Below are 14,268 nucleotides of genomic sequence, written 5' to 3' on the forward strand. Positions count from 1 at the left end.
TGTGCGCACCCAAAGACCAGGCCTCAAGGGGCGTCTGGTCCCCGAGAACCGATACCTGTGGCGTGCCCGGCGAGCCGAGCCACGGCACCGGATCGTCTGCTTCCCCCATGCGGGCGGCGGCGCCAACGCGTACTCGAGCTGGGCGCGGAGGTTGCCGGAGGACATCGAACTGGTGGCCATCCAGCTGCCGGGCCGGCAGAACCGGATCACCGAGGATCCGGCCAAGGACGTCGGCCAGCTCGTGCGGGAGATCGTCGCCGACCTGCGTCCCGCGCTCACCGGGCCGTTCTCCTTCTTCGGGCACTCATGCGGGTCGATGCTGGCCTTCGAGGTGGCGAGGGCGCTGCAGTCGCGGGGCGGCCCCCGCCCGACCCGGCTGTTCGTGTCCGCCCAGTCCACGCCCGAAGTGATCTGGGCCGGGCCGAAGTTGCACGACCTGCCGGAGCGGGAATTCCACGAGGCCGTGCTCAGCCTCGGTGGATTCGACGAGGAGGTGAGCGCGGATCCGGAGGTCATGGACGCGCTGGTACCGGTTGTCCTCGCCGACTTCCAGCTCTGGGAGCGCCACCGCGTGGCCACCGTGCCCCCATTGGAGACCCCGATCACCGCGCTGGTCGGCCAGTCCGACTGGCGGGCCCCGCTGGATACCGTGACGGGGTGGAGCGAGTACACCTCGGCATCCTTCACGACCAAGATATTCCCCGGCGGTCATTTCTACCTGAATGAGGACGGCAACGACGTCCCTGGGTTTGTCGGCGAAACCCTGCTGGAGGCGTAGCACCGCTGCCGGAGCAATCACAAAGAGGCTGCACGGGCGATCCGCCCGTGCAGCCTCTTTCGCTGGATACCTTGATACCGGTGGATACCTTGATATCGGGAATTCTCAGTTCGTGGACAAGAGTGGCTCAGTGGCTCAGCCAAGCGTGGTGGCTCAGCCAAGCGTGGCGGCGTCCCGCGACAGCTCCACGCTCTGGGCGCTCGGCCGGAGCAGCGGTGCGACCAACCGGGCCAGTTCCAGCGCCTGGGCGCCGTTGAGGCGCGGGTCGCAGGCCGACTCGTACCGCCGATGGAGATCCCGCTCGTGCACAGGCGCGTGATCGTCCATGCATTCGGTCACGTTGCGGCTGGTCAACTCCAGGTGCAGGCCGCCCGGGTGGGTACCCAGCGCCCGGTGGACCTCGATGAACCCGCGGACCTCCGACCAGATCGCCTCGAACCGGCGGGTCTTGGTGCCGTCCGCGGTCGTGATGGTGTTGCCGTGCATCGGATCGCACACCCAGATCGCCGGTGAGTCCCGAAGGATCACCTCGTCGACGAGCGGTGGCAGCAGGTCGTGCACCGCGTTCGCGCTGAGGCGGGTGATGAACGTCAGCCGGCCCGGCTCCCGGTGGGGGTCGAGCAGTTCGACCAGTTCCGCGATGTCCGCGCGGGTCGTGGTCGGCCCGATCTTGACCGCCACCGGGTTGCGTACGCTTGCCGCGAAGGCCACGTGCGGCCCGTTGGGCTGCCGCGTCCGCTCGCCGATCCACAACAGATGACCGGACAGGCCGTACGTCCGTCCGGACGCCGGATCGATCCTGGTGAGTGCGGTCTCGTACGGCAGCAGCAACGCTTCGTGGCTGGTGAAGAAGTCGCCGCCGAGGTCGGTGAAGAGCGCCCGGTCCTTGGTGCGAAGCCGCCGGATGTCGGACAGGACGCGGTCCGCGGCCCGGTACGCGGCGATCAGGCGCCGCGGGTCCGGGGTACGGGACTTGGTGTCGAAGCGCAGTTCGTTCACCGCGTCGCCCCGGTAGACGGGCAGTACGCGGTCGCCCCTGGTCTCGGTGGCCGACGAGCGCGGTTTCGCATACTGCCCGGCGAGCCTGCCGACGGTGAGCGTCGGCAGGCCGGACTCCGAGGTCAGGAGCGCGGCCATGTCGGCGAGGCAGCGCAACTTGTCCTGTGTGGGCTCGATCAGCGGCCCTGTGAACAGCTCCGCGCAGTCGCCGCCCTGGAGCAGGAACCCCTCACCTCGGGCCACCGCGGCCAGGCGCAGCCGGAGCTCGTCGCAGTCGCTCGGTGACACCAGCGCGGGCAGGCCGCCCAACGTGCGGACCACGTCCGCCAGTTTGTCGGGGTCGGGCCAGCGCGGCTGCTGGTGTTCCACCGGCAGATGCAACGGGTCGGCCGTGCTCAGCGTGGTGTTCGTCATCGCGGTCACCGGCAGGCCCGCAGGACGGCGGCGGCGACGTCGTCGCCGCTGTCCCCGAAGTGGGAGCGGTACAGCCGTGCGATGTCGTCCTCACGGCCGGAGTCGACGTCCGGCCCGTTCGCCTGCCGGCGGGTCTGCTGGATGCGCTGCGACACTTCACGGCGCATCCGCAGCAGACTGATGATGCCGAGATCAAGGTTGTCGATGTCTATACGCGCTTGTCCTATGGATAGTCGTATGTCCAGTTCCGTAAGTTCTTCGGTCGGTGATTCCAACACGCCTTGCTCCCCCTCGTGTGTGCTGTTGCCATAGGGCAGATGAGTGCCCGGTTCACGGTCAAGGTGTCAGCAGCAACTTGCCGATGGTGCGGCGCTGCTCGAGATCCGCCTGCGCGGTGCAGGCGTCGGCCAGCGGGTAGGTCCGTCCGATGTGGACGTTGAGGTTGTCCCGGTGGATCCAGGAGAACACCGCGGCGCCACGGGCCCGCAGCTCCTCGGGGGTCGCGATGAAGTCCGGGAGGTAGGGGCGGGTCAGCTTGATCGAGCCGCGTACGCCGGTGCTCAGATCAAGGGGCGGAATCTTGCCGCTGGACTGTCCGTAGAGGACGAAGCTGCCCCGTGGACGCAGTGAGGCGATGCTTCCCTCGAAGGTCGTACTGCCGACCGCGTCGTAGACGACATCCACGCCGTCGCCGTCAGTGAGCCTGCTGACCTCGGTGGCGAAATCGACCTCCGTGTAGCGGATGATCTCGTGCGCCCCTGCCTCCCGTGCCGCTTTCTCCTTCTCCGCGGTGGACACGGTCCCGATGACGCGGACGCCGAGCGACCGCAGCACCTGGGTGAGCAGGAGCCCGACACCGCCCGCCGCGGCGTGCACCAGAGCCGTCTCGCCCGCACGCACCGCGTGGCTGTCCTGGGTGAGCACGTGCACGGTCAGCCCCTGCAGCAGCACCGCCGCGGCCTGTTCGGCGCTCACCCCCTCGGGCACCCGCACGACACGGTCGGCGGGCAGTGTCACCTGCTCGGCGTAGCCACCGGGCGTCGGCACGTCAGCCGTGGCCACCAGGTCACCGACCGAGAGATCGGTGACGTCGGCCCCGACGGCGGCCACGGTCCCCGCCAGCTCCCGTCCGGGAACGTAGGGCAGCTCGCGTGGATAGAGACCGCTTCGCTCGTAGGTTTCGTGATAGTTGACGCCGATGGCTGCAACATTGACGAGCACCTCGCCGGGGCCCGCGACCGGCGTGGCCCACTCGGTCGGTGTCAGCACCTCGGGACCGCCATGCCGGTGTACCGCGACCGCACGCATTGCGGCCTCCTTACTCAGGTGTTGGAGCTGAATGTTTCTCAGGTGTGGGGGCTAGATGGTGCCGACCTCGTCGATGAGGTTCGGCAGTCGCTCGCCGGCCCGGATACGCCGCAGGACGTCCTGCTCGGTGCGGCCGGTGGCCGCGGCCCCGTCCAGCACCTCCTGCAGTCGTGCCGCCGGGACCACCACCGTGCCGTTGCCGTCGGAGAACACCCAGTCGCCCGTGTGCACCAGCACGCGGTTGACCAGGCACATGTCGCCGGCCGACTCGACGCGGTACGCGCCCTGGGTGTCGGTCGGGACGAAGTTGCTCGCGACGACCGGACGGGTGGTCTGCTCGACGACGTCCCGGTCGCGGATGGCACCGCCCAACACGATTCCCTCGAACCGCAGTTGCTCGAGCAGATAGGTCGCGGACAGCCCTCCCGCGAGCGCGGCGTCGGTGACCAGCGGCCCGGAGCCCGCGACGTAGACCATTCCTTGCCCGTCGACGACCTCGGGCACCAGGAAGTCACGGACCTCTTGCCAGGTACTCGGAGAGGGAGCGACGATGCTCGGGCCCTTGCGCACCGGCACCCAGCTGACGGTGTACGCGGCGCCGAAGAACATCCGGTCACCGCCCGACACGCGCTGCAGTCGCGAGTCCAGTACGCGGTTGGTGATGCCCAACGCGTCGAGCACGTCCGCGAGCGTCGCTGTGGAGACGCCGTGCTCCTGCACCGTTTTCGCGACCAGTTCGTAAGTCTCTTCGAGCGGTGCCTCGTTGCCGGTCGGACGGACGTCCGTGCCCGCGGTCACAGGGTGGTTCCGCGGGGCACGTGGATGCTGAAGCCCATGTCCACCGGGCCGAAGTCCTCGATGATCTCGAGGTTGTTCGCCTCGGCGGCCACACTGGTGGTGATGCACGCGTCCGCCTCACCACTGGCGCACTCCACCGCGGCCGCGGCGTTGCTCGTCGTGAGCCGGATGCCGTAGCCGCGGTCCTCGATGAGGCCGACCGGCGCGGGGTGGCTCAGCACCTTCTGTATCGGACCCTGATCGCGCCCGGCGAGCACCATCCGGTGAGTCGGCATCATGAAGCACTCGTGCAGCGACATCGACTTGAGGTTCCGGAAGACGATCTCGTTCAGCCTCGGGTAGACGACACAGCCGAGCAGCACGCTGTCGGACGGGTTGGCCATAACGCCGTCGACCGCGTTTTCCAGCGAGTCGTACAGAATGACGTCGCCCTGCTTGTAATCGTGCTGTTCCAGATAGTGATGTGCGGCCGCTTCGCAGTTCGTTCCTGCCGGCCCCAGCGTGTGGACCTGCAAGTTGCGGTCTTTGTTGGACACGACTGTTCCCCTCATATCAGAGTCGGTAATCCTCGCGCACCGGGTGGAAGATATCGATTCCCCGGGCTGCGGTCCGCGCGTGTGCCGCGTGCTCGACACCGCCGGGAATGATCACTGATTCACCGGCTCCCAGCACAACGATTTCGCCGTCGACCGTCACCTCGAATGTGCCCTCGAGGCAGTGCACGATCTGCTCGTGCGGGTGTTGGTGGGGCGGCACGTCGCCGCCCTCTTCAAACTGCCACAGCGTGACCGTCATCGTGTCGCCGTGGACGAACTCGACTCGCGCCTTCGGGAACATATCGGTGATCACCGACGTGCCCGACCGATGCTTCCTAGCTGCCATTTTACTGCTCCCGTGGGTCGCCTGCGGCATGTCCGGAGGGGGATGGTCAAAGTGGGGGGCCCGATGCGGATCGGGGCGTTCCGCCCGATGTGGATCGAGAGGTTCCGCCGATGCGGATGGCAAGGTTCCGCTCGGATGCTCCCCCCGGATTCACGAGGAGAGCGTACCGGCGGATGTCCCGCCAACGGGACACCAGGCAATCTTTGTACGGGCAACCGCCGGGTATCGGGAAGCGGTTGACGTGCATTCATTGACATCCCGAGCACCCGAGCAGTTGTGTTCGTACGCTAGGTAAACCGGATTTGGATGTCGACTTGCACTGCTTTGAGTTCGCGGGCGATTGCCGCATCGTTGAGGGAGGGACCGTGGGGGGAGGAAACGTGGCACAACTGGGCTCCGGCGCCGATGGTGGCGCACGATCTTTTCCGGAACTGTTCGACCACTGGGTGACAACGTCACCCGACACCGTGGCCGTTGAGTACGGCACCGTGTCGTTGACCTACCGAGAACTGGACGAACGAGCCGAACAGGTGGCGCGTGGGCTGCTCGCCGCCGGAGTACAAGCGGAATCCGTCGTCGGCGTCGCCTTGCGCAGGTCGGTGGACTGGGTGGCCGCGCTGCTCGGGGTGTTCCGCGCGGGCGCGGCATATCTGCCGCTGGACACCGCGCATCCTGCCGAGCGACTCGCGTACATGGTCAACAAGTCCGGCTGCACACTCGCATTGACGGACAAATCCGCCCAGACGGAGCTGCCCGATGTGGCGGTGCCGTTCCTCGGCCTCGACGAGCTCGACGGTGACGTCCCGTTGCCGGCGTTCCCCGGGCCGACGCAGAGTGCCTACGTCATCTACACCTCGGGCTCCACGGGCCGACCGAAGGGCGTGGTCGTCACCCACAGTGGACTCGCCGACCTCACGGCTACGCACGCCGCTCAACTCGGCGTCGCCCAGGGCAGCCGGGTCCTCCAGTTCGCCTCCCCGGGGTTCGACGCCTCGGTGTGGGAGCTGTGCATGGGCCTGCTCTCCGGCGCGACGCTGGTGCTGGCGGACGACGCGGATCTCGCCCCCGGCCGGCCGCTCGCCGAGACCCTGACGTCTCGTCAGGTCACGCATGTGACGCTGCCGCCGCCCGTGCTGGCCACGCTTCCGCCCGAGGCGATGCCCGCCGTCGAGTGCCTGGTGGTCGCCGGGGACGCGACCACGCCCAACCTCGTCGAGGCCTGGGCCCACAAGCTGAAGATGATCAACGCCTATGGGCCCACCGAGACCACCGTGTGCGCCACCATGAGCGCCCCGCTGGTCGCCGACGGCCAGGCGCCCCCCATCGGCAGCGCCATCACGGGTGCGCGGGTCCAGGTCCTGGACGCCGCGCTGCGCCCGTGCCCGCCGGACACCGTCGGTGAACTGTACGTATCCGGCCCCTTGCTGGCCCGCGGCTACCTGGGCGCCCCCGGCGAGACCGCGACCCGGTTCGTCCCGGACGCGTCCGGGCCGGCCGGCGCCCGGATGTACCGCACCGGGGACCTGGCGGCCCGGTCGGCGGACGGCACGCTCGTGTTCCACGGCCGGGCCGACACCCAGGTCAAGATCCACGGCGTACGCATCGAGACCCATGAGGTGGCGGCCGTTCTCGGTGCGCACCCCGGCGTCGCGGACTCCGTGGTCGTCGCTCGCGAGACGCGATCGAGCAAGCAGCTCGTCGCGTACGTCGTGCCGAAGGAGCAGGCGGAGCGGTCGAACGGCGTGACGAGCGACTCCTACGGCTCCCTCCTGCTGGCGCCGACCTTCTCGGTCGGCGACCTCCGCGCGTTCGCGGCACGGCACCTGCCCGCCCCGATGGTCCCGGCGGCGTTCGTGCCGATGGACCGGATTCCCCTCACCCCCAACGGAAAGCCCGACCTCGCGGCCCTGCCGGCTCCCCGGCTGCGGCATGTGGAGTACCAGGCACCGCGCGACGAGACGGAAACGGCACTCGCACAGCAGTTCGCCGAGGTGCTCGGGCTCGAGGAGGTCGGCGTCGACGACGACTTCTTCACGATCGGCGGCGACAGCATCCAGTCGATCCAGGTGGTCTCGCGCGTGCGGGAGCACGGCATCCACATCAGCGCCCGGGACGTCTTCGAGCGTCGGACGGTGGCCGCCCTGGCCGAGCTCGCGGCAACGCGCTCGGCGGCGGCGCCGGCCGAAGCGCTGGCCGAGCTCGACGGCGGTGGCACCGGGTCGATGCCGTTGCTGCCGGTCGCGCAGTGGATCCGGGACTGGGGCCCCGGGTTCGACCGCTTCGCGCAAGCCATGCTGGTGTCCCTGCCGGAGGGAATCGACGAAGCGGACCTGACCACGACCCTGCTGGCCGTCCTCGACCACCACGACATGCTGCGGGCACGCCTGGTGGGCGACGAGATCGTGGTGGCGCCCGCCGGTACCGTCCCGGTCGCCATGGACCGGGTCGAAGGCGTCGACGAGGCCGACCCGGACTGGCACCGTGCCCTGGCGCGGGAGCTGGACAGGGCGGCCGCGGGCCTGGACCCGTCCTCCGGGGCGCTCGCCCGTTTCACCTGGTTCGACGGCCGGCCGGGCAAGCTGCTCGTGGTGCTGCACCACCTCGTCGTCGACGGTGTGTCCTGGCGCATCCTGCTGTCCGACCTCGCCGACGCGTGGGCCGCCATCCGTGACGGACAGAAGCCGCAGCTGCCCGAGGTGCGTACCTCGATGCGCCGATGGGCACACGCACTGGCCGACGAGGCGCACAACCCGCGACGACTGGCCGAACTGCCACTGTGGCGCTCGATCCTGGCCGGACCGGACCCGCTGCTCGGCACCCGCCGCCTCGACCCGTCGGTCGACGTGGTCGGCACCGTGGTCGACGTCCCGGTGACCGTGCCGGTCCCGGTCACCGAGGCGCTGCTGACCACCGTGCCGTCGGTGTTCCGCGGCGAAGTGATGGACGGTCTGCTCGCCGCACTGACACTGGCGGTGACCGCGCGGCGGCGAGCCAAGGGGGACGCCGAATCCTCCGTGCTGATCAGGCTGGAGGGACACGGCCGGGAGGAGAGCGCGGCGCCGGGAGCCGACGTGTCGCGGACGGTGGGGTGGTTCACCACCGTGTACCCGATCCGCCTCGACCTCACCGACGTCGATGTCGACGACGCGCTCGCCGGCGGCCCGGCCGCGGGCCGGGCCGTCATGCTGGCCAAGCAGCGCCTGCGGGCCGTCCCCGACAAGGGCATCGGGTTCGGGCTGCTGCGCCACCTCAACGACGACACCGCGGCCGCGCTCGACGAGTACGCGACGCCGCAGGTGGGCTTCAACTACCTCGGACGCTTCGCCCCGGCGGACACCGACGCCTGGAGCCGGGTCGACGTGCCCCAGCTCGCCCAGTTGGACGCCGGTCAGGACCCGAGGATGCCCGCGCCGGCCGAGCTGGACATCAACGCGAGCCTCGTCGACACCGAGGAGGGCCCGCAGCTGCACGCGGTGTTCGCCGCGCCCTCGGGCGTGCTGACCCGTCATGAGGTGGAGGAAATCGCGGACTTGTGGTGCACCGCGCTGGCGGGACTGACCCACCACGCGGCCACCCCGGGCGTTCACGGGATGGTGCCGTCGGACGTGCCGCTGGTGCCGGTCACGCAGGCCGACCTGGACGGGTGGGCCGAGCAGCAGCCGAACCTGGTCGACGTCTGGCCGCTGACGCCGCTGCAGTCGGGCCTGCTGTTCCACAGCATGGCGGTCGACTCGGGCTTCGACGCGTACCAAGTGCAGTATGTCCTCAGGCTGCTGGGGCCGGTCGATCCGGAGCGGATGCGGGCGGCCGGGCAGCGACTGCTGGGGCGCCACGCGGGCCTGCGGTCGGTCTTCGCCCCCGACGCGCGGGGGGAAATGGTTCAGCTCGTCCTCGCCGACGCCGAGCTGCCGTGGCGCGTGGTCGACCTCGGTGACATGGACGAGGCGGCGCGCACGACCGCGTTCGAGCGACTGCTCGCCGACGACCTCCGGGAACACTTCGACCCCGTGGTTCCCCCGATGCTGCGGATGACACTCGTCCGCGGTGCGCCCGACGTGACGGACCTCGTCCTGACCGCACACCACGCGGTCGTCGACGGCTGGTCGATTCCGCTGATCGTGCGGGAGCTGCTGCTGCACTACGGCCCCGACTCCGCGGGACTGCCGAGGTCACGCACCCAAGGGGACTTCCTCAAGTGGCGTGCCGAACAGGACCCGAACGAGTCGGCGGGCGCCTGGGCGCGTGAACTCGACGGCGTCGACGGGCCCACGCTGGTCGGCGGCGGCCGCCGCACCGACAGCGGCGAGGGAATCGGACAGGTGGACGCGGTGCTCTCCGCGGCGGAGTCCGAGGCGGTCACCGCGTGCGCCGCACGGCTCGGGGTCACGGTGAACACCCTCGTCCAGACGGCGTGGGCGTTGCTGCTGTCCAGGATGACCGGCCGGCGGGACGTCGTGTTCGGAGCCGTGGTCTCCGGACGCCCGCCCGCGGTGCCCGGCGTGGACGCGATCGTGGGCATGCTGCTCAACACGGTGCCGGTCCGCCTGGACTGCGATCCTGCCGACACGCTCGCCGACCTGCTCGTCGACCTGCAGGGCAGGCAGGCCTCGCTGCTCGACCATCACCACCACGGACTCAGCGAGATGCACCAGGCGACTGGCCTGACGACGCTGTTCGACACAGTGGTCGGATTCCAGTCGTTCCCGCTCGACCGGACCGGCATCGCCGCCGCGGGTGACGCGGCCGGACTGCAGGTGGTGGGAATCCGCTCCTTCACGGTGAGCCACTACCCCCTGGCCCTCATGGTGTTCGCCGAGCCCGACAGTCCGCTGCGCCCCTGCGTGCAGTACCGACAGGACGTCTTCGGCCGGGCGGAGGCGAGCGATCTCGCGGTCAGGTTCGCCCAGATACTGCGCCAGATCGCGGACGACCCGATGACACCCGTCGGCGCGGTGGACGCCCTCTTGGCCTCCGAGCGGGCGACTCCGGTCGCCGAGGATCCCGCCCCCGCCGAGAAGACGGTCTCCGGGCTGGTCACCGCGCGGGCGTCGCGGACACCGGACGCCGTGGCGGTACGGAGCGCCGAGGACTCGCTCACCTACCGGGAGCTCGACGACAGGGCCACGGAGGTGGCGCGGGCATGGGCCGACGGTGGTCTCGTGCCGGAAGCCACGGTGTCGGTCCGGCTGTCGTCCTCGCTGGATGCCGTGATCGCACTGGTCGCGGCGCTGCGTGCCGGCGGCTGCTTGGTGGCCGCGGACGACGACGCGGACCTGGTGGTCACCGACCTGCCCGCGCCGACGGCCGGTACGGGTGCGCTGAAGCCGGTGCACCTGGGGCGGATAGCCGCGCTGCTGCCGACGTGGGGGTACGCGGACGGCCGCCGGACCGTGGCGGTCGGCCACGGGGCTCTCGCCGCGCGCCTCGAGCACGCCGCGCCGGAAGCGAGGCTGCTGACGGCCGTGACCGGCGACGTCACCGGCGACTTCGGCCAGTGGCTGGTCGACGTGCTCGGCGCGGTGTGCGTCGGCGGCGGCGTCGAGACAGCCGCCGGCCCCGACGCGCAGGGTGATCCGACGAAGGGCGATGCCGCGTACGCCGCGAGCGAGTCCGGCTGCCCACCGCTGCCGGGCATGAGGCTCTACGTGCTCGACAACACGCTCCAACCCGCGCCACCGGGGGCGGTCGGCGAACTCTACGTCTCCGGCCCGGCGCTCGGGCTCGGCTATCACGGCCGGTCCGCGGCGACCGCGGCGTGGTTCGTCCCGGACCCGTTCGCTCCGGGCACGTCTCGCATGTTCCGCACCGGAGAGCTGGTGCGTCGCGGGCGGGACGGCGGCCTTGAGCAGGTCGGCCGTACCGACGGACAGGTGACGGTACGCGGCGTACGGATCAGTCTGCCCGTGGTCGAATCGGCGCTGGCCGAGCACCCCGAGGTGGTCGAAGTCGCCGCGGTGGCGGGGACCGAGGACGGTCTCCCGCACGTGACCGCGTACGTGGTGAGTGCCGGTGTCGACACCGGGGAACTGACCGAGTTCGCCGCCGGCCGGTTGCCGCGCCATCTGGTCCCGGACGCCGTCGTCCTGCTGACGTACATCCCTCGGCTGCCGAACGGCAGGGTCGACGAGTCCGCGCTCTCCTCGGCGGAACAGGCCGACTACGTCCGCCGCGAGCCGCGTGACCGGCAGGAGGAAGTGCTGTGCGCGCTGTTCGAGGAGGTGCTCGAGATCGATGACATCGACATCGACGACGACTTCTTCCAACTGGGCGGTACGTCGCTGATGGCGACCCGGCTCAGCAGCCGTATCCGCAAGGAACTCGGCGTCACCGTCTCGATCCGGACCATCTTCGAGTCCCCCGCCGTCGTCGACCTGGCGCGCGTGGTCAAGGAAGCCGGCAAGTCCAACAGGCCGGCTCTGCGCCGGATGAACAGGGGTGACCAGTCCCGATGAACGACACATACGACGTCGTCGTGGTGGGCGCCCGCGTCGCGGGATCCCCGACCGCCATGCTCCTCGCGCGTGCCGGGTACCGGGTCCTGCTCCTGGAACGCGGGCGTTTCCCCCGGGACACGCTGTCCACTCTGCTCATCCACCAGCCCGGGGTCGCGCTGCTCAAGCGGTGGGATGTGCTGCCCCGTGTGGTCGCCACCGGGTGCCCGCCCATCGACCGGGCCAGCTACACCGTGGCGGACGTCCAACTGGAGGGATGTTCCTGGGCCGTCGACGGGGTGCGGACCGCGTTCGCCCCCCGTCGGTATCTCCTCGACTCGGTCCTGGCGCAGGCCGCGGTCGACGCGGGCGCCGAGTTCCGCGACGACTCCACCGTGCTCGACCTGACCTTCGACGGTGACCGGGTGACCGGGGTCCGGGTGCGATCGGGCGGAACCGAGTACACGGTGCGGGCCACCCTGGTCATCGGCGCGGACGGGATGCGGTCCACGGTGGCCGCCAAGGTCGGCGCGCCGATCGAGATCGAGGACCCCAAGCTGTCCTGCGCCTACTACACGTACTGGTCGGACCTGCCGCGGCGGTTCCGGTTGCACGAGGCGCCGGGGAGTTGGGTGGGGACCATCCCGACCAACGACGGCGCGACGCTGGTCGGCGCGTACTTCCCCCAGGAGCGGTTCGGGGAGGTGCGCGGTGACGGGCTCGGGGCGCTGCTCGGCGCCGTCGAGCGCACCGCCCCGGAGTTGCGTGAGGAGATGGCCGGCGGCCGCATGCTGGAGCGGCTGCACGGCACGGGCGACCAGCGCAACTTCTTCCGCAGGGCGAGCGGCCCCGGATGGGCGCTGGTGGGCGATGCCGGGCATCACAAGGACTCCATCACCGCACGGGGCATCACGGATGCCTTCCGCCAGGTTCAACTGCTCGTCGACTGCGTCGGCGACGGACTGCAGGACCCGGAGCGGCTCAGCGAGGGGCTCGACAGCTTCACCAAGCAGCGCGACGGCTTGCTCATGGCCGACTACCGCCACACCCTCACCACGGCCGCGCTGGCGGCCAGCAAGCACCAGATCGCGTTGCTCCGGGTGATCGCGAGCAGCGCCGAATTCACCGATCGCTACTTCTCGGCGATGTCGGGTGCCTGTCCGTCGGACGAGTTCGTCACGCCCGAGCTGCTGGACCTTCTCGCGGCGTCGTGACAGGGCTCAGTACCGGCTGAAACGCAAGAGGCCGTCCCAACCCCTGGTGAAGGGTTGGGACGGCCTCTTCGTCTGCGCGACGCGTGACGTGCGGTGACGTCGGTGACGTCAGAAGCGCACCGGCAGGCCGCCGAGCGCGGTGCCCTTGCCCGGCACGTCGATGAACGGGAGCTGGTCGGGCTCGACTGCGAGCTCCAGGGTCTGGTTCTTGATCAGGAACGTGTCGATGACGACCTCCGTCTCCAGTTGGGCGAGGGCCGCACCGGTGCAGTAGTGCGCGCCGCTGCCGAAGGCCAGGTGGCCGACGCCCGGGCCGAGGTCACGGGAGAGGTCCAGCCGCTGCGGGTTGTCGTACTGCGCCGGGTCGTGGTTGACGCCGATCAGGGAGGGGACGACGGCATCGCCCTGCTTGACGGGGCAGCCGCGGAACTCGAAGTCCTCGACCGCGTACAGGGGGCCTCCGGTCGGTACGGAGGTGGTGTAGCGCAGGATCTCCGGCACAGCGCGCTTGGCCAGGAGATCCGGCTGGGCGCGCAGCTTGGCGAGCTCCTCGGGGTGGGTGAGCAGGGTGAGCACCGCCTGGCCGAGGAAGTGTGCGGGCGGCGCGATGCCCGTGCTGGTCAGCAGCAGGAAGATCGAGATGATCATGTCCTCGGCCAGCAGGTCCTTGTCGATGCCGCCGGGCTTGAGCAACTCGGAGATCAGGTCGTCCGTGGGCTCGGAACGGCGGCGCGCGATCAGGTCCTTGTAGTACTCCACGATGCTCTGGACGGCCGGGACGAGCCGGTCGGGGTTGTACGAGACCAGCTCCATGATCCAGCCCTGGAGCTGGGGCTGGTCGGCCTCCTCGACGCCCATGAGTTCGCAGATGGCGGCGGTGGTGAGCGGGTAGCCGAGCTCCGCGATCAGGTCGCCCTCCTGCTTCGAGGACAGGACGGCGTACAGGTCCGACGCGGTCTTCTCCAGGCCCGGGCGCAGCGCGTTGACGCGGCGGGCCGTGAAGGCACGGGCGACCACATTGCGCAGCCGGGTGTGCTCGTCGCCGTCGGACAGGCTGAGCAGGCCGAAGTACTTGAAGTACTCCTTCGGCATGCCGACTCCCCCGAGCATCTGCTCCGCGAAGCTCGGCCCCTCTCTTCCCGGCAGCTTGGTCTCGTCGCGGATGAAGCGCGGCTCGTGGAGGACCTCCTTGCAGGCCTCGTAGCCGGAGACGAACCAGACCGGGGACTCCAGACCGTCGATGACGGCCTGGAAGAGCGGGCCCTGCTCGCGCAGTGCTGCGTACTCTGCGGGGTTGCTCACGGTTGCGTTCGTGAGGCGGGTGATCTGTTCAGACACGTCGGCGCTCTCTCTTTCTTGGGTCGTGTCCTTGTGCCATGTGTTCCCCGGAGGCCTCTGCCGTGGCAGAGGGGGGCGGGAAGGGGGTGCCGGCCCCGCCGCTGAC

General features: G+C 69.9%; 10 protein-coding genes. 3 read left to right on the plus strand and 7 right to left on the minus strand.

Features of this window, described 5'->3' with window-relative positions; translation table 11 throughout:
• Position 1 precedes the first annotated feature (1 nt).
• Positions 2-778, plus strand: a complete 777-nt coding sequence (locus AC0KTA_RS02930) for a thioesterase II family protein (protein WP_481053491.1) — start codon at positions 2-4, stop codon at positions 776-778.
• 153 nt (positions 779-931) lie between these two features.
• Here the strand turns inward: AC0KTA_RS02930 and AC0KTA_RS02935 are convergent, their stop codons facing one another.
• The 6 genes from AC0KTA_RS02935 to AC0KTA_RS02960 all read right to left on the minus strand — a co-directional run bounded on the left by AC0KTA_RS02935 (position 932) and on the right by AC0KTA_RS02960 (position 5,179).
• Positions 932-2,191, minus strand: a complete 1,260-nt coding sequence (locus AC0KTA_RS02935) for a 3-deoxy-7-phosphoheptulonate synthase (RefSeq protein WP_481053492.1) — start codon at positions 2,189-2,191, stop codon at positions 932-934.
• Between the two features lie 5 nt (positions 2,192-2,196).
• Positions 2,197-2,358: a chorismate mutase family protein gene (locus AC0KTA_RS02940; RefSeq protein WP_481053493.1), complete on the minus strand. Its 162-nt coding sequence runs from the start codon at positions 2,356-2,358 to the stop codon at positions 2,197-2,199.
• 169 nt (positions 2,359-2,527) lie between these two features.
• Positions 2,528-3,499 carry a quinone oxidoreductase family protein gene (locus AC0KTA_RS02945; RefSeq protein ID WP_481053494.1) on the minus strand — a complete coding sequence of 324 codons (972 nt, stop codon included), beginning with the start codon at positions 3,497-3,499 and terminating at the stop codon, positions 2,528-2,530.
• Positions 3,500-3,550: 51 nt separating this feature from the next.
• A complete protein-coding gene (locus tag AC0KTA_RS02950) occupies positions 3,551-4,297 on the minus strand; it encodes an RraA family protein (protein WP_481053495.1) in 747 nt (248 codons plus the stop codon).
• Positions 4,294-4,833 (minus strand): prephenate dehydratase domain-containing protein, encoded by a 540-nt coding sequence (locus AC0KTA_RS02955; protein ID WP_481053496.1) that lies wholly within the window; start codon positions 4,831-4,833, stop codon positions 4,294-4,296. Before AC0KTA_RS02955 ends, AC0KTA_RS02950 begins: the two co-directional genes overlap by 4 nt.
• A 16-nt stretch (positions 4,834-4,849) precedes the next feature.
• The gene (locus tag AC0KTA_RS02960) at positions 4,850-5,179 is read right to left on the minus strand and encodes a cupin domain-containing protein (RefSeq protein ID WP_481053497.1); all 330 of its coding nucleotides are present in this window, start codon (positions 5,177-5,179) and stop codon (positions 4,850-4,852) included.
• 446 nt (positions 5,180-5,625) lie between these two features.
• Between AC0KTA_RS02960 and AC0KTA_RS02965 the strand changes: the two genes are divergently transcribed.
• A complete protein-coding gene (locus tag AC0KTA_RS02965; protein WP_481053498.1) occupies positions 5,626-11,631 on the plus strand; it encodes an amino acid adenylation domain-containing protein in 6,006 nt (2,001 codons plus the stop codon).
• A complete protein-coding gene (locus tag AC0KTA_RS02970; protein WP_481053499.1) occupies positions 11,628-12,824 on the plus strand; it encodes an NAD(P)/FAD-dependent oxidoreductase in 1,197 nt (398 codons plus the stop codon). Before AC0KTA_RS02965 ends, AC0KTA_RS02970 begins: the two co-directional genes overlap by 4 nt.
• 108 nt (positions 12,825-12,932) lie before the next feature.
• Here the strand turns inward: AC0KTA_RS02970 and AC0KTA_RS02975 are convergent, their stop codons facing one another.
• Positions 12,933-14,126: a cytochrome P450 gene (locus AC0KTA_RS02975; protein WP_481053500.1), complete on the minus strand. Its 1,194-nt coding sequence runs from the start codon at positions 14,124-14,126 to the stop codon at positions 12,933-12,935.
• Between the last annotated feature and the right edge of the window lie 142 nt (positions 14,127-14,268).

It is taken from the genome of Streptomyces sp. Y309 (genome assembly GCF_056712025.1).

Bases quoted from the DNA above. Each gene is read 5' to 3' on its own strand.
- AC0KTA_RS02935 (WP_481053492.1), bottom strand. From the start codon at position 2,191: ATGACGAACACCACGCTGAGCACGGCCGACCCGTTGCATCTGCCGGTG.
- AC0KTA_RS02940 (WP_481053493.1), bottom strand. From the start codon at position 2,358: ATGCGCCGTGAAGTGTCGCAGCGCATCCAGCAGACCCGCCGGCAGGCG.
- AC0KTA_RS02945 (WP_481053494.1), bottom strand. From the start codon at position 3,499: ATGCGTGCGGTCGCGGTACACCGGCATGGCGGTCCCGAGGTGCTGACA.
- AC0KTA_RS02960 (WP_481053497.1), bottom strand. From the start codon at position 5,179: ATGGCAGCTAGGAAGCATCGGTCGGGCACGTCGGTGATCACCGATATG.
- AC0KTA_RS02970 (WP_481053499.1), top strand. From the start codon at position 11,628: ATGAACGACACATACGACGTCGTCGTGGTGGGCGCCCGCGTCGCGGGA.